Annotated in this window: 11 protein-coding genes; 5 read left to right on the top strand and 6 right to left on the bottom strand. The window is 54.8% G+C overall.

Annotated features, from left to right (window positions below; all coding sequences use genetic code 11):
- Nucleotides 1-35 precede the first annotated feature (35 nt).
- On the bottom strand, nucleotides 36-2,231 hold the full coding sequence (gene priA / locus IBT54_RS18895) for a primosomal protein N' (protein WP_013359466.1): 2,196 nt from the start codon (nucleotides 2,229-2,231) through the stop codon (nucleotides 36-38).
- A gap of 225 nt (nucleotides 2,232-2,456) precedes the next feature.
- On the opposite strand from priA, the gene rpmE reads away from it, so the two are divergent.
- Nucleotides 2,457-2,672 carry a 50S ribosomal protein L31 gene (gene rpmE, locus IBT54_RS18890; protein WP_003851227.1) on the top strand — a complete coding sequence of 72 codons (216 nt, stop codon included), beginning with the start codon at nucleotides 2,457-2,459 and terminating at the stop codon, nucleotides 2,670-2,672.
- A 74-nt stretch (nucleotides 2,673-2,746) separates the two neighbouring features.
- Here rpmE and IBT54_RS18885 read toward each other — a convergent pair whose 3' ends face one another.
- The 3 genes from IBT54_RS18885 to metJ all read right to left on the bottom strand — a co-directional run bounded on the left by IBT54_RS18885 (nucleotide 2,747) and on the right by metJ (nucleotide 6,745).
- The gene (locus tag IBT54_RS18885) at nucleotides 2,747-4,351 is read right to left on the bottom strand and encodes a filamentous hemagglutinin N-terminal domain-containing protein (RefSeq protein WP_201252745.1); all 1,605 of its coding nucleotides are present in this window, start codon (nucleotides 4,349-4,351) and stop codon (nucleotides 2,747-2,749) included.
- A 73-nt stretch (nucleotides 4,352-4,424) separates the two neighbouring features.
- Nucleotides 4,425-6,140 (bottom strand): ShlB/FhaC/HecB family hemolysin secretion/activation protein, encoded by a 1,716-nt coding sequence (locus tag IBT54_RS18880; RefSeq protein WP_201252744.1) that lies wholly within the window; start codon nucleotides 6,138-6,140, stop codon nucleotides 4,425-4,427.
- Nucleotides 6,141-6,427: 287 nt separating this feature from the next.
- Nucleotides 6,428-6,745 carry a met regulon transcriptional regulator MetJ gene (gene metJ, locus IBT54_RS18875; RefSeq protein ID WP_013359463.1) on the bottom strand — a complete coding sequence of 106 codons (318 nt, stop codon included), beginning with the start codon at nucleotides 6,743-6,745 and terminating at the stop codon, nucleotides 6,428-6,430.
- A 273-nt stretch (nucleotides 6,746-7,018) separates the two neighbouring features.
- On the opposite strand from metJ, the gene metB reads away from it, so the two are divergent.
- The 3 genes from metB to metF all read left to right on the top strand — a co-directional run bounded on the left by metB (nucleotide 7,019) and on the right by metF (nucleotide 11,719).
- On the top strand, nucleotides 7,019-8,179 hold the full coding sequence (gene metB, locus IBT54_RS18870) for a cystathionine gamma-synthase (RefSeq protein ID WP_013359462.1): 1,161 nt from the start codon (nucleotides 7,019-7,021) through the stop codon (nucleotides 8,177-8,179).
- Between the two features lie 2 nt (nucleotides 8,180-8,181).
- Nucleotides 8,182-10,617 (top strand): bifunctional aspartate kinase/homoserine dehydrogenase II, encoded by a 2,436-nt coding sequence (locus IBT54_RS18865; protein ID WP_147789963.1) that lies wholly within the window; start codon nucleotides 8,182-8,184, stop codon nucleotides 10,615-10,617.
- Nucleotides 10,618-10,819: 202 nt separating this feature from the next.
- Nucleotides 10,820-11,719 carry a methylenetetrahydrofolate reductase gene (metF, locus tag IBT54_RS18860; protein ID WP_201252743.1) on the top strand — a complete coding sequence of 300 codons (900 nt, stop codon included), beginning with the start codon at nucleotides 10,820-10,822 and terminating at the stop codon, nucleotides 11,717-11,719.
- Between the two features lie 95 nt (nucleotides 11,720-11,814).
- On the opposite strand, the gene ppc is transcribed toward metF, so the two are convergent.
- Both ppc and argE read right to left on the bottom strand, forming a co-directional pair.
- Nucleotides 11,815-14,466: a phosphoenolpyruvate carboxylase gene (gene ppc, locus IBT54_RS18855; protein ID WP_013359459.1), complete on the bottom strand. Its 2,652-nt coding sequence runs from the start codon at nucleotides 14,464-14,466 to the stop codon at nucleotides 11,815-11,817.
- Nucleotides 14,467-14,818: 352 nt separating this feature from the next.
- Nucleotides 14,819-15,967 (bottom strand): acetylornithine deacetylase, encoded by a 1,149-nt coding sequence (gene argE, locus IBT54_RS18850; protein ID WP_061061096.1) that lies wholly within the window; start codon nucleotides 15,965-15,967, stop codon nucleotides 14,819-14,821.
- A gap of 167 nt (nucleotides 15,968-16,134) precedes the next feature.
- On the opposite strand from argE, the gene argC reads away from it, so the two are divergent.
- Nucleotides 16,135-17,139, top strand: coding sequence for an N-acetyl-gamma-glutamyl-phosphate reductase (gene argC / locus IBT54_RS18845; protein ID WP_013359457.1), 1,005 nt, complete (start codon nucleotides 16,135-16,137; stop codon nucleotides 17,137-17,139).
- The last annotated feature ends 3 nt before the right edge of the window (nucleotides 17,140-17,142 follow it).

Genomic DNA, 17,142 nt, shown 5'->3' with positions numbered 1-17,142 from the left:
ACGTTTTTCGATCTGGCTCGCAGTGTCAGCAAAAATCAGCTCTCGGTCGGGTCGATATCCAGCGTCCATTTCACTTTGCGCGCAGCGGGGAGCGTTGAAACCAGCGGCAACGAACTGCTCAGTAACTGTTGCAGACGTTGCCGGGAAGGATGCTGCAGCAGCAGTTGCCAGCGCCAGCGTCCACTGCGTTTGGGCTGCAAAGCGGGCAACGGACCCATAAACCACATCGCCTTATCGTTCAGCGGGCTCGCTTCCAGCAAATTGCGGAGTTGCTGCAGGAATTCCGCCGCCTGCTGGTTATCCATATCTTCCGCGCGGAACAGTGCATGCCGGCTCCAGGGCGGCAGGTGAACCGCCTGGCGCTCCAGGAGTGCCTGCTGGGCGAATGCCGAATAACCCTGGTGCAATAGCGTCTGTAACAGCGGGTGTTCGGGATGGTGCGTCTGCAGTAGCACCTCGCCCTGTTTGCCAGCACGGCCAGCGCGACCGGCGACCTGGGTATAGAGTTGAGCAAAGCGTTCCGCTGCACGGAAATCGGCTGAGAACAGCGCGCCATCGACATCCAGCAGCGATACCAGCGTGACATCGGGGAAGTGATGGCCTTTGGCCAGCATCTGCGTGCCGACAAGGATACGTGCGCCGCCGCGATGGACGTCAGCCAGATGCTGCTCCAGCGCCCCTTTGCGGCTGGTGGTATCACGATCGATGCGCGACACCGGCACGCCAGGGAAGAGTGTGCCGAGCTGCTGCTCCAGCTGTTCAGTCCCGACCCCGACCGGCAGCAGATGGGTTGAACCGCACTGCGGGCACTGATTTGGCAGCGGACGCTGGCTGTCGCAATGATGGCAGCGTAGCTGGCGGTGGTGCTGATGCAGTGTGTAGTAGCGGTCACAGCGGGTACATTCTGCAATCCAGCCGCAGTCGTGACAGAGCAGGGCGGGGGAAAAGCCGCGGCGGTTAAGAAACAGCAGCACCTGATTATCAGCCTGCAGATGCTGGCGCATTTTACCAATCAAACCGGGCGCCAGGCCGCCGATCAGCTGCACGCCTTTTAAGTCGATAAGCTGTTGCAGCGCCGGTCGGGCGTTGCCAGCGCGCTTTGTCAGGTCGAGCTGGCGATACTTACCGCTGCGGACATTGTGCAGTGTCTCCAGAGCAGGCGTCGCCGATCCCATCACAATCGGGATATCCTCTTCATGCGCACGGAAGACAGCCAGGTCGCGCGCCTGATAGCGCCAGCCTTCCTGCTGTTTATAGGAGCTGTCATGTTCTTCATCAATAATGATCACGCCCGGACGGGCCAGCGGTGTAAACAGCGCCGATCGGGTGCCGATCACAATGGCCGTTTCGCCGCGCCGCGCACGCAACCAGACCGCCAGCCGTTCACTGTCATTTAAGGCGGAGTGCAGCACATCGATGGGCGCATCAAAACGTTCGCGAAAGCGGGCGATAGTCTGCGGGGTTAAGCCTATCTCCGGCACCAGCACCAGCGCCTGTTTACCGCGTGCCAGCACATTTTCCAGCACGCTGAGGTAAACCTCGGTTTTGCCGGAGCCAGTGATGCCCGCCAGCAGCCAGGCGGAGTAATGTTCATCATCTGCCCGAATCGCACCCACGGCCATCGCCTGATCGGTGTTTAATCGCAGACGTTCGCCTTTCACGGCATAGGTGGTACGCCAGTCGTGCATCTGTGGCTGATGCTCATGCAGTTCGCATAAGCCTTTGGCCCGCAATGCCTGTAATGTCGCCTCGGTGAGATCGTGTTCACTGACCTGATGCCGATAGAGCGGTTGCTGACGCAGTGCTGCCAGCGCCTGCTGCTGTTTTGGTGCCCGCTTTAAACTTTCCGGCGTGGTTGCCCGGCCCTGCTCGGTGATTTCCCAGCGCCACAGGGGATTGTCCTGCGCCGCTTTGCCCTGGCGCAGCAGCACCGGAATCGCGTGGCTCAGCACTTCGCCCTGCGGAGAGTGATAGTAGCTGGCGGCCCAGTTCAGGATGCGCCACAGCGACGGCGGATAGAGAGACTCACTGTCCAGCACCTCAACCACGCGTTTGAGTTGTGCTTCCGGCAGATCGCTGCTGTCACGAAAGGCGACCACAATCCCGATCATCCTGCGATTGCCAAAGGGCACACTCACGCGCCCGCCAATGACCGGCTGCGGACCCTGAGGCGGCAGATAGTCAAACAGGCGGGGCAAGGGGACGGGCAGGGCAACCTGAACGACGGGCATAACTCTCTCTTTCCGGCTTAATTATCGGGGAAGCTAGTGTACACGCTGACCCCTATGGCGGGTATCTCAGCATATATTTGCAGCAATCGAAACTTACCTGTATAATATGCCGCCTTCGGTGAGAAATATCTGGCCGGAGTACACCCTATAATGTTCAACCGCGTGTGGTGCTGTGCAGGTTAACGCCTGGCACGGAGAGCGACACGGCCTTCTATGAGGTTTCCCATGAAACAAGGTATTCACCCGAAATACGAAGCAGTTACAATCAAATGTACCTGCGGCAACGAGATCCACACCCGTTCAACACTGACTCACGAACTGAACCTGGACGTTTGTGGCAAATGCCACCCGTTCTATACCGGTAAGCAGCGTGAAGTGGCAACTGGTGGCCGTGTTGACCGCTTTAACAAGCGTTTCAGCGTGCCAGGCGCTAAAAAATAAGATTAAAAGGCACCTGAACCTGCGGGTTCGGCGGCAAGAAAAAACCCAGCTTCGGCTGGGTTTTTTTATGGCTGTTACAGGCTGGTGTCCGTTGCCGGGGTCGCCGCAGGCTTATTCAGTTCAAGTACCTGCGTCGTATAAGTACCATTTAAATCACTAATCGCGGCGATCTTCGGTGCGGTAATCGTGATTTTATCGGCTGACATTGTGCCTTTACTGCACAGCACCCAGAGTAAACAGGATGCGTTACTGATTTTCTCGTCTGTCGCCAGTGTCAGCGTTCCCGCTCTCATGGTACCGCTATTAGAGATGCCGTTTTTACCCGACACGTTTAACAGTCCGGTTGTCTGCATGACGCCCTGATTGCTGACCTCATTCGCCACGACAGAGGCATTCTGAGCGGTCAGGGTCGCTGCGTTAGAGACCTTTGTCGCAGAAACATAGGCTGTACCCTGTGAAGTCACGTCTCCGCCAGACAGGAGGCTGACCTCTTTAACGGCATTCATACTCAGGTTACCTGCCTGAATCGCCCCTGAATTGAGCAGGCTGGTGTTGGCGACAGCCGTGACGACACCGTCAACCGTATTATAACCGGTCTGCATGGCCAACGTTTTTGGCGTCGTGATGGTTCCTCTGTTCTCAATATTACCGGCCAGAGAAATAATATTTACAGCACCAGCAGCATCAATCTGCGCATTATTGTTGTTAGAAATTTTCCCCAGGCTGACGATGGTGGCGTAATCCGTCGTTTTAATGGTGCCGTTATTGGTGAACGCATCCGTTGTCTGCAGAACAGCCTGGCTGGCAGACAGCGTTCCTCTGTTCGTTATGCTGCCACCTGCGGTAGCGCTCAGCAGTCCGGTTTCAATCGTGCCGTTGTTGGTTAATGTGCCATTAGCTGTAATGTAGAGATTAGTCGCATTCAGTACGCCGCTGTTATTGACACCCGCACCGGCATCAGTAGTCTCCAGCTGAATAATTCCCGCAGTTGCCCCACCCAGCGCGCTGACATCAATGGTGTTGCCGTAGGCTTTGACCGTTCCACTCGCTGTCGCCGAACCGGAAGTGATATTGTAATCATAGATACCGGCAATCGCTTTCAATTGAGTGGTATCGATCTCTCCCTGGATATTAATTTTCTGCGCCAGCAGGTCGGTGTAATCGGCTCCTTTCAGACCATCACCATTAACAGTAATTGTGCCTTTCGCCACATTGAAACCAGTCAATGTACCATCGGTAAAGGTGGGCGTTCCGGTGGTCAGCGTGGCGCGTCCGGTGTTAATGAAGCTACAGCCAGAGCAGGTAATACCATTCGGGTTAGCGATAATGACATCCGCTTTTTGACCGGCGACTTCAATATACCCGTTCAGTGAAGAAGAGCTTTTTGAGATAACTTCATTCAGGATAAGGCTGGCTGACTTATCCAGATTGCTGTTTCGCGCAAGATCACCCTTGTCACGCACTAAATCTGTGGTGCTATTATTCAGGACCATTCCATCACTGGTGACGTTAAAGTTCTGATACATATTGTGTGAAAGACCATTTGCATCAGCCTGGTTAATATTAACGACGGTCGATCCATTTGCATGGGTGTAAGTATTGAGTGCAGCCAGCGCAGGCTGTCCACACAATGTGGCCACGGTAGCCAGGAATACCAGGTTAAAATTGTGCTTCTTCATTATCTCTATCCTTTTTTTGTGTGAGTGTGTTTATTTTTTAAAGCTGTTTTTTATTAAAAAATCTCCATCTTTTTTAATATTTCCATTGCAATGAAAAACCCAGCGTAAGTGGATCAGTGTGAAAGGCTTGTGGTTTTTTTAGCGGGGTACCGGCAAAAAGATCAAAGCGTGTTTGCAGAAGTTTTCCACGCAGGCCGACAACGCTGCCTGTGACGGTTTTTCCGGTATAATACTGCTGGTTGTAATTGCCATAGACCTGGCCTGCATCAACACCGATATAGGGCTGAATCGGTTTGCCGGGAATTATCCAGCTAAGATCGTTGCGCCAGTACCATCCCTTATTGTCCTGAAGAGAATATTCACCATCGAAACCGCGCACCGTCCAGCGGTTTGCCAGCGAAAAGCGGTTGAGTGACGAGAGGCTATCGGGCGAATATTGCAGGCTGAAATGAGGAGAGTAGTTTAGCCAGTTTTCATAGACACGAAAGTTGATGGAACCCTCAAGATCTAAAGTAACAATCCGGCCTTGCTTATCAATGAGTCCATACTCCTGCTCAACAGTTTTGCTGCTGTTAAACCAGGGCATCTTTCTTTGGTAACTTAGTGTGGTTGCGAGACCTGCATTATCAACATTGATTTGATGTTGCAGCACCGCTTTCCAGCCCGCACTTCTTTTATGCATGCTGACAAGGTCAAAATCATCCAGGGAGTAACGCGATTCCGCATCGAATATTTGCAGGCCAACCGTACTGGTCTGATGCACGGTGCGTGAAACCAGTCGATTGAGTTGCGCATTGTAATAACGGTTCTTATTATTCAGCGTCCATTTTGCCCAGTTTGCGGTCATAAATTGCCGGTAGTCACTGTGACTGGCGTAGAGATCGAGCCACCAGTAACCCCAGGGGATTGAATAACCTATCGATTTATTACTGTTACCTTTTATCGTGTGCTTCGGGGCAATATCGTGGCCATAAGAGACGTAAAGGGTGTCACTCAGTGAGGTGATATTATTCAGATAGAGCGCTGCACCACCCTGGTAACGGCCTGTTGCAACTGAGCCAGCATCATTAAGCCATGCACCCACCTGCCAGTATTTATCCTGCCTGCGCTGGATATAGATGTCACTTTCACCTTTGCCACTGCCAGGCACCAGATTGACGTTAACCTGCGATCCCGGTACGCGCTGAAGATTAAGGCTACCCTGTTCAAGGTCGCTGAGTTCAAGCACATCACCCGTTTTGAACGGTAATGTGCTGGTTAAATTGATATAGTCTTCCCCGGATTTATTAAGAACGATTTTTCCCACTTTACCGGCATTAATATCAAATTTTAATTCGCCACCTGACAGGTTTTGCTCCGGTAAATTAACGCGAGTGGTGATATATCCTGTCCGGATGATTTCATTCTGCAGGGTTTTTGACAGCAATCTTATACCCGCGATACCCAGACATTTTCCTTCTGCCTGAGAAGTAAAATACCTTAATTTTTCGAGGTGAAGTTTTTTGCTATCCTGCTTTAAAGAGACCTTATCAATGAGATAGCAGTTTTCTTCATGCGGAAAGGGAATATCTTCTGGCCGGAAGCGCTGTTGTTCAGACGCTGCCCGCTGCGGTTCAGGCATCAGTTGCTCTTTGCGTACACGATCCTGTTGCAGTGCATTGATATTCCCATTTGGCTCTGTGAGAGCGGGTGCAGCTTTCGCCGGATAAAAACAAGAGAGAGCTGCTGAGGCGACCAGGATAATAATAAAAGCAGATGCACATGACGTTATTTTATATTTAATGCTCATTTTCTTTCCGTGAAATAGTCGCTCAGACAAAATTTTACGGATGCGGATAATAGTGAACAATAGTAATTATTCTATTATCGAAATAAAAAGGCATTCTTATTGCAACAGAAATAACGGAATAATATGAGAACAGGCTGGATTTTTATGATAAGTCTGACGGGCAATATTCAGAAGGGTCAATCAGATTGCGGAAAGCAGCAAAAGCCGCTCATATCGCATCAGAAAGCGGCTCCCTGAGCGGAGCCTGCTCCTCTGAAGCGGGATTCAGTGAAACCGGACCCCGGGGATCAATACTCCCAGGTATCCGGGTCGACACCCATCTGGCGCATGATTGCTTTTGCTTCTTCCGGAATCTCATCATTACGCTCTTTGCGCAGGTCGACGTCATCCGGCAGCGGTTGGCCCGTAAAGGCATGTAAAAAGGCTTCGCAAAGCAGTTCGCTGTTGGTGGCGTGACGCAGGTTGTTCACCTGACGACGGGTACGCTCATCCGTTAAAATCTTCAGCACGCTCAATGGGATAGAAACTGTAATCTTCTTGACCTGCTCGCTCTTCTTACCGTGCTCAGCGTACGGGCTGATATATTCGCCGTTCCATTCAGCCATGGGTTACCTTAATTAATAAACGTTAAATGTGAGGAAATCAGCGGATTATGCCTGATTTTTTCCTGCCTGACCCCTGATATGGCGGGTTTTCTTCGCTCGCAGCCTCTTCATCACAGAGGGGAACGCCAGGCGATGACGCATAATTTTAGCGGTTATTGCGTTTTTGCTCAATCTATACGCAAAGACATTTAGATGTCCAGATGTATTGACGTCTAATTAGAGGGTGATATTCTGTGGACTACATTTTCTTAACTCTTCAGGAACAATTCGCTCATGACGCGTAAACCGGCAACCATCGCAGTTCGCAGCGGTTTGAATGATGACGAGCAATATGGCTGCGTTGTCCCGCCCATCCACCTCTCTACAACCTATAACTTTCTTGATTTCAATGAGCCTCGTGCACATGACTATTCCCGTCGTGGTAACCCCACACGCGATGTCGTACAGCGTACGCTGGCGGAGCTGGAAGGCGGAGCAGGTGCGGTATTAACCAATACCGGCATGTCGGCCATTCACCTGGTCACGACGGTGTTCCTGAAGCCTGGCGATCTGCTGGTTGCGCCACACGACTGTTATGGCGGCAGCTATCGGCTGTTTGACAGCCTGAGCAAACGCGGCGCGTATCGGGTGAAATTTGTCGATCAGGGCGATCCGGTGGCGCTCCAGGCAGCACTGGATGAAAAACCGAAACTGGTGCTGATTGAAAGCCCCAGCAATCCGCTGCTGCGCGTCGTGGATATCAGCGCGATTTGCGCCGCCGCGCGCGCTGCGGGTGCCGTCAGCGTGGTAGATAACACCTTTATGAGTCCGGCGCTGCAGAATCCTCTGGCGCTGGGTGCGGACCTGGTGATCCACTCCTGTACCAAATACCTCAATGGTCACTCCGATGTGGTGGCGGGCGCGGTGATTGCCAAAGATCCGCAACTGGCGACCGACCTGGCCTGGTGGGCGAATAACATTGGCGTGACCGGCGCAGCCTTTGACAGTTATCTGCTGCTGCGCGGCATTCGTACGCTTGCGCCGCGCATTGCAGCCGCACAACGCAACGCACTCGCGATTGTGGACTATCTGAAGCAGCAGAAGCGGGTGAAAAAGTTGTATCATCCTTCGCTGCCGGAAAACGCCGGACACGAACATGCGGTACGTCAGCAGCGCGGCTTTGGTGCCATGCTGAGTTTCGAGGTCGACGGTGATGAGGCGCTGCTGCGTCGCTTCCTGAAAGCGTTGCGGCTATTTACGCTGGCGGAATCGCTGGGCGGCGTAGAGAGTCTGATCTCCCATACCGCCACCATGACGCACGCGGGGATGTCGGCAGAAGCACGCGCGGCAGCAGGCATTTCCGATACGCTGCTACGGGTTTCTGTTGGTATTGAAGATCACGAAGATTTAATTGCCGATCTGGATAATGCATTCCGGATCGCAGCCGAGGGTTAAGCATGACGATTTCAGCAGGCGCGGGAACGCCGAACATCAGGCAGTTGCATAAGTTTGGCGGCAGCAGCCTGGCCGATGCGCGTTGCTATCAGCGCGTTGCCAGCATTATGGCGGACTACAGCCAGCCGGGCGATCTGATGGTGGTCTCCGCGGCAGGCTCAACCACCAACCAGCTGATTAGCTGGCTGAAGCTGAGCCAGAACGATCGGCTCTCTGCGCATCAGGTGCAACAGGCTTTACGGCGCTATCAGAGCGAGCTAATCGGTGCGCTGCTGCCTGCTGAGATCGCCGACCCCTTAATCACCGCATTTATCCGCGATCTGGAAAAGCTGGCCGTACTGCTGGATGCGCCGATCACCGATGCAGTCTATGCCGAAGTGGTCGGGCACGGTGAAATATGGTCGGCACGCCTGATGTCAGCGGTACTGAGCCAGCGTGACCTGCAGGCCTGCTGGCTGGATGCGCGTGAGTTTCTGCGTGCTGAACGTGCTGCTCAGCCGCAGGTGGATGAGGGGAAATCCTGGCCCCTGCTGCAGACTTTGCTGGCGCAGCATCCGCAAAAGCGCATCGTGGTGACCGGCTTTATCAGCCGCAACGATGCCGGTGAAACCGTCCTGCTTGGCCGCAACGGCTCCGACTATTCCGCTACGCAGATTGGCGCGCTGGCGGGTGTCGGACGCGTGACCATCTGGAGCGATGTCGCGGGCGTTTACAGCGCCGATCCCCGCAAAGTCTCTGATGCCTGTCTGCTGCCGCTGTTAAGGCTGGATGAAGCCAGTGAGCTGGCGCGGCTGGCTGCTCCGGTGCTGCACACCCGCACGCTGCAGCCGGTTTCTGGCAGCGATATCGACCTGCAACTGCGCTGCAGTTATCAGCCGGAGCAGGGCTCAACCCGTATTGAACGTGTGCTGGCCTCCGGAACCGGGGCGCGCATCGTCACCAGCCACGATGATGTGTGCCTGATTGAGATTCAGCTGCCCGGGCAGCATGACTTCGCCATCCTGCACAAAGAGATTGACCTGCTGCTGAAGCGCGCGCAGCTGCGTCCGCTGGCGTTTGGCGTCCATCCTGACCGTCAGCTGCTGCAGCTCTGCTATACCTCTGAAGTGGTTAACAGCGCCTTCACACTGCTACAGGACGCCGGTTTACCGGGCCATCTGCAGCTGCGCGACGGCCTGGCGCTGGTGGCGCTGGTTGGCGCAGGCGTTACCCGCAATCCACTGCATACCCATCGTTTCTGGCAGCAGCTAAAAGATCAGCCGGTTGAATTCATCTGGCAGTCCGAAGATCACATTAGCGTGGTGGCGGTACTGCGCGTCGGGCCGACCCAGCACCTGATTCAGGGACTGCATCAGTCGCTGTTCCGCGCAGAAAAGCGCATCGGTCTGATGCTGTTTGGCAAAGGCAATATCGGTTCACGCTGGCTTGAACTGTTTGCCCGCGATCAGGAAACGCTGTCAGCGCGCACCGGCTTTGAATTTGTCCTGGCGGGCGTCGCGGACAGCCGCCGCAGCCTGCTGAGCTATGACGGGCTGGATGCCAGTCGTGCGCTCGCCTTCTTTGATGATGAAGCGGTGGAGCGCGATGAAGAGTCGCTGTTCCTGTGGATGCGTGCTCATCCGTTCGATGATTTGGTGGTGCTGGATGTCACGGCCAGTACACCGCTGGCGCAGCAGTATCTTGATTTTGCCAGCCACGGTTTTCATGTAATCAGCGCCAACAAGGTTGCGGGTGCGTCTGACAGTCAGACCTGGCGGCAGATTCGGGATGCCTTTACCAAAACCGGGCGTCACTGGCTCTATAACGCCACTGTTGGTGCTGGTCTGCCGATTAACTATACGGTGCGCGATCTGCGCGACAGCGGCGATACCATTCTGGCGATTAGCGGGATCTTCTCCGGTACGCTGTCGTGGCTGTTCCTGCAGTTTGATGGCACGGTGCCGTTTACCGAGCTGGTAGATCAGGCGTGGCAGCAGGGTTTAACCGAGCCTGACCCGCGCGCCGATCTCTCGGGTCAGGATGTGATGCGCAAGCTGGTGATCCTGGCGCGTGAGGCGGGCTATAACATCGAGCCGGATCAGGTGCGGGTTGAATCGCTGGTACCAAATAACTGTCTTGAGGGATCGATTGATCACTTCTTTGAAAATGGCGAAGAGCTGAACGAACAGATGCTGCAGCGGCTGGAAGCCGCGCGAGAGATGGACCTGGTGCTGCGCTACGTTGCCCGTTTTGATGCTAACGGCAAGGCGCGCGTAGGAGTTGAAGCGGTGCGACCTGAGCATCCGCTGGCCGCGCTGCTGCCGTGCGACAACGTCTTTGCCATTGAGAGCCGCTGGTATCGCGATAATCCGTTGGTGATCCGCGGGCCGGGCGCAGGCCGGGATGTCACCGCTGGCGCTATTCAGTCCGATATTAATCGCCTCGCACAGCTGCTGTAATCCTTCCTCATCAGGCGCTTCGGCGCCTGTTTTCAAAGTGTTGCCTCCTTCCTGTTGAAATTCCTTCATGTTGGTTGAAAATTGATCACGTCTGTTGACCATTTTTACGTTGACGGCACACTGAGATTGCGTCATTTTGAACATCTGGACGTCTAAACGTTTAGATGTTTACGAGCCGATTATTAATCAGTGAGGGTGCAGGATGAGTTTCTTTCATGCCAATCAGCGCGAAGCGCTAAACCAGAGCCTGGCTGAACTGAACGGGCAAATTAGTGTGTCGTTTGAGTTCTTTCCGCCGCGCACCAGCGAAATGGAAGAGACTCTGTGGACCTCAATTGACCGCCTGAGCAGTCTGAAACCGAAATTCGTTTCTGTCACTTACGGTGCGAACTCAGGTGAACGCGATCGCACCCACAGCATTATCAAAGGCATTAAAGATCGCACCGGCCTGGAAGCAGCACCCCATCTGACCTGTGTTGATGCGACGCGCGATGAACTGCGCACCATCGCTCAGGATTACTGGAACAACGGTATCCGTCATATTGTGGCACTGCGTGGCGATCTGCCACCTGGCAGCGGCAAGCCAGAAATGTACGGCAGCGATCTGGTTTCGCTGCTGAAAGAGGTCGGCGATTTTGATATTTCTGTTGCTGCTTATCCGGAAGTCCATCCCGAAGCGAAAAGCGCCCAGGCCGACCTGATTAATCTCAAACGAAAAATTGATGCAGGTGCAAACCGGGCCATTACCCAGTTTTTCTTCGACGTCGAAAGCTATCTGCGTTTCCGCGACCGCTGTGTCTCGACCGGCATTGATGTGGAAATTGTGCCGGGCATCCTGCCGGTCTCTAACTTTAAGCAGCTGCAACGCTTTGCCACGCTGACCAATGTGCGCGTGCCCGGCTGGATGAGCGCGATGTTTGCCGGTCTGGATGACGATCCGGAAACGCGCAAAATGGTGGGAGCGAATATCGCGATGGATATGGTGAAAATCCTGTCACGCGAAGGGGTGAAAGATTTCCATTTTTACACGCTGAACCGTGCCGAAATGAGTTACGCCATCTGCCACACGTTAGGGGTTCGCCCGGTTGCGGCGGCGGCTTAACCGTTCTGCCTGAGCCAGTAAAAAAGTCGGGAATTTCCCGACTTTTTTATTGCTGCTCTCTGGCGGCGCGGGGTGTGATCCGCGCCTGACCGGGATTAACCGGTATTGCGCATGCCTGCCGCCACACCCGCAATTGTCACCATCAGAGCCTGCTCAACGCGGGCATCCGGTTCTTCACCCCGCGCTTCCTGCGCACGGGAACGATGCAGCAGTTCCGCCTGGAGTACGTTGAGCGGATCGGTATAGACGTTACGCAGCGCAATCGACTCGGCAATCCACGGCTGGTCAGCCATCAGATGCGAGTCGTTGGCAATGGTCAGTACCGCTTTGATATCGGCATCAAGCTGGTCGCGCAGCTGTTTGCCTAACGGCCAGAGTGATTTGTCGACCAGACGCTGATCGTAATATTCCGCCAGCCACAGATCCGCTTTCGAGAACACCATCTCCAGCATGCCCAGGCGGGTAGAGAAGAACGGCCAGTCGCGGCACATCGCTTCCAGTTGATCCTGATGACCGGCCGCCATCGCCTGCTGCAGAGCAGCACCGGCACCCAGCCAGGCAGGCAGCATCAGACGGTTCTGCGTCCAGGCAAAAATCCATGGGATCGCACGCAGCGACTCCACGCCACCGGTAGGACGGCGTTTGGCCGGACGTGAGCCGAGCGGTAATTTGCCCAGTTCCTGCTCCGGCGTCGCCGAACGGAAGTAGGGGACGAAGTCCGCATTTTCACGCACATACCCGCGATACATTGCGCAGGAGTCAGCAGAGAGCTGATCCATAATGTCGCGCCATTCGCGTTCTGGCTCTGGTGGTGGCATCAGGTTCGCTTCCAGAATCGCGCCGGTGTAGAGCGACAGGCTGGCGATCGTCACGGCCGGTAAGCCATATTTAAAGCGGATCATCTCACCCTGTTCGGTCACACGCAGACCGCCGCGCAGGCTGCCTGGCGGTTGTGACAGCAGTGCGGCATGCGCGGGCGCGCCGCCACGGCCAATGCTGCCGCCGCGTCCGTGGAACAGCGTCAGGGAAATCCCGGCTTTTTCGCAGGTTTTAATCAGCGCATCCTGTGCCTGATACTGCGCCCAGCTGGCGGCCATCACACCGGCATCTTTCGCCGAGTCAGAATAGCCAATCATCACCATCTGTTTGCCCTGAATAAAGCCGCGATACCAGTCGATGCTCAGTAACTGGCTCATCACGTCATTTGCGTTGTTCAGGTCATCCAGTGTTTCAAACAGCGGTGCAACCGGCATCGCATAGCCGATACCCGCTTCTTTCAGCAGCAGATGCACGGCCAGCACGTCGGAAGGGGTTTTCGCCATCGAAATAACATAAGCGGCGATAGAGCCTTGTGGCGCTTCAGCCGCAACGCGACAGGTCTCCAGCACTTCACGCGTCTCATCGCTGGGTTCCCAGCTGCGTGGCAGCAATGGGCGTTTGGAGTTCAGTTCACGGATCAGGAAGGCCTGTTTGTCTGCTTCGGACCAGCTTTCATAATCGCCGAGGCCCAGGTAACGGGTGACTTCAGCAATCGCCTCTGTATGGCGGGTACTTTCCTGACGCAGATCGATACGCACCAGCGGCACGCCGAAGCATTTCACGCGGCGCAGCGTATCGAGCAACTGACCGTTGGCAATAATGCCCATGCCGCACTGTTGCAGTGACTGATAGATGGCATACAACGGGTCCCACAGCTGATCGTTGGAGACCAGCAAATCGGCCGGACGCGGCAGGCGCTCACCTTTCAGGCGGCGTTCCAGGAATGACTGGGTAGACATTAACTGGCTGCGCAGGCGTTTCAGGATCACGCGGTAAGGTTCCAGCGCTTCCGGATCGCCGCTGAGCTCGCGGATCTCTTCGCTGCACTCGGACATCGACAGCTCGGAGATCAGCACGCCGATATCACGCAGGAACAGATCTGTGGCTTTCCAGCGGCTTAGCTGCATCACATGGCGGGTAATGGAGGCTGTGACGTTCGGGTTACCGTCGCGGTCGCCACCCATCCATGAGGTGAACTGAACCGGCACGAAATCGACCGGCAGCTTAATGCCAAATGCCTCTTCGACCTGCTCATTCAGCTCACGCAGGAAGGCGGGAACGCCTTCCCACAGGCTGTTTTCTACAACGGCAAAGCCCCATTTGGCTTCGTCGACGGGGGTCGGACGATATTTGCGGATCTCATCGGTGTGCCACGCCTGTGCCACCAGCTGACGCAGACGGCGCATAATCTGGTTACGCTCGTAGTCGGAGACGTCGCTGTGGTCGAGCTGTTTCAGACAGCTGTTCACTTCAACCAGCTTGTGAATCAGCGTACGACGGGTGATTTCGGTCGGGTGCGCAGTCAGCACCAGCTCCAGCGACAGCGACTCAATGGCCGCCAGAATGTCGGTTTCGCTGATATCTTTCTGCTGCTTCAGGGTATCAAAGGTCTTTTTCAGCAGTTCAGGATGGTTTTCACCTTCGCCGCTCTGCGAGATGGTCTGATACTGCTCCGCTACGTTGGTGAGGTTCAGAAACTGGCTGAATGCGCGTGCAACCGGCAGAAGCTCCTCGTTGGAGAGGTTCTGCAGCGTATTGAGCAGCTCTTTACGATGCGTATCATTGCCTGCACGGGATGACTTGGAGAGCTTACGGATGGTTTCCACCTGGTCGAGGATGTTCTCTCCCAGTGCATCCTTAATCGTATCCCCGAGCAGTTTGCCGAGCATACTGACATTACTTCGCATTGCGGAATATTGTTCGTTCATTGGACCCTGACACCCTTATCGTCTTTAAAAACTTCTACACCCGACCTTTCAGGCAGCAAAAAATCAGCAACATCGTGTTCCCGATAATCTACAGGGAACCGCCTCCGTTGCCGCCTGTCCGCATTCTGAAACGTTCTGGATAATCACCCGGTGGGCATAACATCGTCTTTTATCTAGCCACGTAATGTTGCGTTCGTCAAATGCGTTAAAGTGCACTGAAGATGGCGCTAACTAACGGAAATTCACAGAATTTATCGGGAAGGAAGCGGGATAAGTTATTCTTATTGTTAAATCCCGCAGAATGAGGGGGCATTTTGCTGTTAATACAGTGAAATGCCCCATTTACTGTCAATCAGTGACAAAAATGCTGCACAACCTGACTGATAAGTGCCCGCGTCGGCTTAATAAATGCCGTATCGATAAATTCATCTGGCTGGTGTGCCTGATTAATCGAACCCGGACCCAGGACCAGCGTCGGGCAGAGCTGCTGAATAAACGGCGCTTCGGTGCAGTAGTTCACTATCTCCGTTGGCGTACCCAGCAATTTCTCTACCACGCTCACCAGCTCATGATTAGCCGGACACTCATAGCCTGGAATCGGTGGATGCAGTTCGGCCACCGTGACACGGCCCGGCCAGCGGGCACTCACTGGTGCCAGCGCCTCGTTCAGTAACCCATCCAGATCGCTCAGCGACAGGCCCGGCAGCGGTCGGATATCCATATGCAGTTCACAACAGGCGCAGATACGGTTAGCGGCGTCGCCGCCATGAATATGCCCGAAATTCATGGTGGGATAGGGGATGGCAAAGCCGTCATGGTGATAACGCTCCTGCAGCGTGTTGCGCAGTTGCATCAGGTGAGTGATCGACTCATGCATCAGTTCAATGGCGTTGACGCCACGCGCCGGATCGCTGGAATGGCCCGATTTTCCTTCAATACGAATCACATTCGACAGATGGCCTTTATGTGCACGCACCGGTTTCAGCGAGGTCGGTTCACCGATGATGGCGCAGTCGGGACGCAGTTGCGTTGATTCCGAGAAATATTTGGCACCCGCCATGGTGGTTTCTTCATCGGCCGTGGCGAGGATATAGAGCGGCTTACTCAGCGTACTGACATCCACATCGCGCAGCGTATCGAGAATAAAGGCGAAGAAGCCTTTCATGTCTGCCGTGCCCAGACCATAGAGCTTGTTGTCGTGCTCGGTCAGGGTAAAGGGATCGCGCGTCCAGCGGCCATCATCAAAGGGAACGGTATCCGTATGACCCGCTAACAGCAGGCCGCCCGCTCCGCTGCCGGTTCGTGCCAGCATGTTAAATTTATTGCGGGTGCCGGGCACCGGCTGCACTTCAACGCTAAAGCCAAGGTCGCGGAACCAGCCGGCCAGCAAATTGATTAAAGTTTCATTACTCTGATCCAGCGCGGCATCGGTTGCACTGATCGACGGTGTGGCGATTAACTGGCTGTACAGTTCAATAAAAGGCGGTAATTTTGTCTTCACTGTTGGCGGTCCTTGGGTTAGGATGTATCCATATTCATGCAGTAATAGTGAATAAAAATACATTAACGTCCTCTGCAAGGGAACCTTAAATCACTGCAGATGACAGGGTGGGTAACGGGGCAAGGCCGCGACCCGGAACGTGCGACTGTAAAAAGGGTTACAGCCTGATGTTGAATACGCTGATCGTTGGTGCCAGTGGTTACGCTGGTGTTGAGCTTGCCACCTTCCTGAATCGCCATCCACATATCAACATAACCGCTTTGGCGGTTTCGGCGCAAAGCCCTGATGCCGGCAAGCGCCTGTCCGATCTCCATCCGCAGCTGAAAGGCGTGGTGGATTTACCGCTGCAGCCGCTGAGCAGCGCGGCGGAGTGGGCAGACAAAGTGGATGTCGTGTTCCTGGCGACGGCCCACGAAGTCAGCCACGATCTGGCCCCGGAATTTCTCAAGGCTGGCTGTGTGGTATTCGACCTGTCGGGTGCGTTCCGCGTGAACGACGCTGATTTTTACACCCGTTTCTACGGTTTCACGCATCAGCATGGCGACTGGCTCGATAAAGCCGTTTACGGCCTGGCGGAATATCAGCATGAGAAAATTCAGCAGGCGCAGCTGGTGGCGGTACCCGGTTGCTACCCGACCGCTGCTCAGCTGGCTCTGAAACCTCTGGTGGATGCAGGACTGTTAAACGATGCGCAGTGGCCGGTTATCAACGCCACCAGCGGCGTGAGCGGTGCCGGACGTAAAGCCAATGTCGGCACCAGCTTCTGCGAAGTGAGCCTGCAGCCTTACGGGCTGTTCAATCATCGTCACCACCCGGAAATTGTCGCGCACCTCGGTACGCCAGTAATCTTCACTCCGCACCTGGGGAGCTTCCCGCGCGGTATCCTGGCCACCATCACCTGCCGTCTGAAAGCGGGTGTCAGCCGCGAAGATATCGCTGCCGTCTTCCATCGTGCCTATGACGACAAGCCGCTGGTACGCCTCTACGATAAGGGCGTACCGGCGCTGAAAGCCGTTGTCGGCCTGCCTTACTGCGATATTGGTTTTGAAGTGCAGGACGAGCATCTGATTGTTGTAGCAGCCGAAGATAACCTGCTGAAAGGGGCGGCATCGCAGGCAGTACAGTGCCTGAACATCCGGTTCGGCTTCCCTGAAACGCAGTCACTGATTTAACGG

Source organism: Pantoea sp. S62, assembly GCF_016658625.1.
Classification (GTDB): Bacteria; Pseudomonadota; Gammaproteobacteria; order Enterobacterales; family Enterobacteriaceae; genus Pantoea; species Pantoea vagans.
This window is presented reverse-complemented; position numbering and strand designations above follow the sequence as displayed.

What these genes read in the sequence shown, in the direction of transcription:
- priA (WP_013359466.1), bottom strand. Translation starts at nt 2,231, where the DNA reads ATGCCCGTCGTTCAGGTTGCCCTGCCCGTCCCCTTGCCCCGCCTGTTT.
- rpmE (WP_003851227.1), top strand. Translation starts at nt 2,457, where the DNA reads ATGAAACAAGGTATTCACCCGAAATACGAAGCAGTTACAATCAAATGT.
- IBT54_RS18885 (WP_201252745.1), bottom strand. Translation starts at nt 4,351, where the DNA reads ATGAAGAAGCACAATTTTAACCTGGTATTCCTGGCTACCGTGGCCACA.
- IBT54_RS18880 (WP_201252744.1), bottom strand. Translation starts at nt 6,140, where the DNA reads ATGAGCATTAAATATAAAATAACGTCATGTGCATCTGCTTTTATTATT.
- metJ (WP_013359463.1), bottom strand. Translation starts at nt 6,745, where the DNA reads ATGGCTGAATGGAACGGCGAATATATCAGCCCGTACGCTGAGCACGGT.
- metB (WP_013359462.1), top strand. Translation starts at nt 7,019, where the DNA reads ATGACGCGTAAACCGGCAACCATCGCAGTTCGCAGCGGTTTGAATGAT.
- IBT54_RS18865 (WP_147789963.1), top strand. Translation starts at nt 8,182, where the DNA reads ATGACGATTTCAGCAGGCGCGGGAACGCCGAACATCAGGCAGTTGCAT.
- metF (WP_201252743.1), top strand. Translation starts at nt 10,820, where the DNA reads ATGAGTTTCTTTCATGCCAATCAGCGCGAAGCGCTAAACCAGAGCCTG.
- ppc (WP_013359459.1), bottom strand. Translation starts at nt 14,466, where the DNA reads ATGAACGAACAATATTCCGCAATGCGAAGTAATGTCAGTATGCTCGGC.
- argC (WP_013359457.1), top strand. Translation starts at nt 16,135, where the DNA reads ATGTTGAATACGCTGATCGTTGGTGCCAGTGGTTACGCTGGTGTTGAG.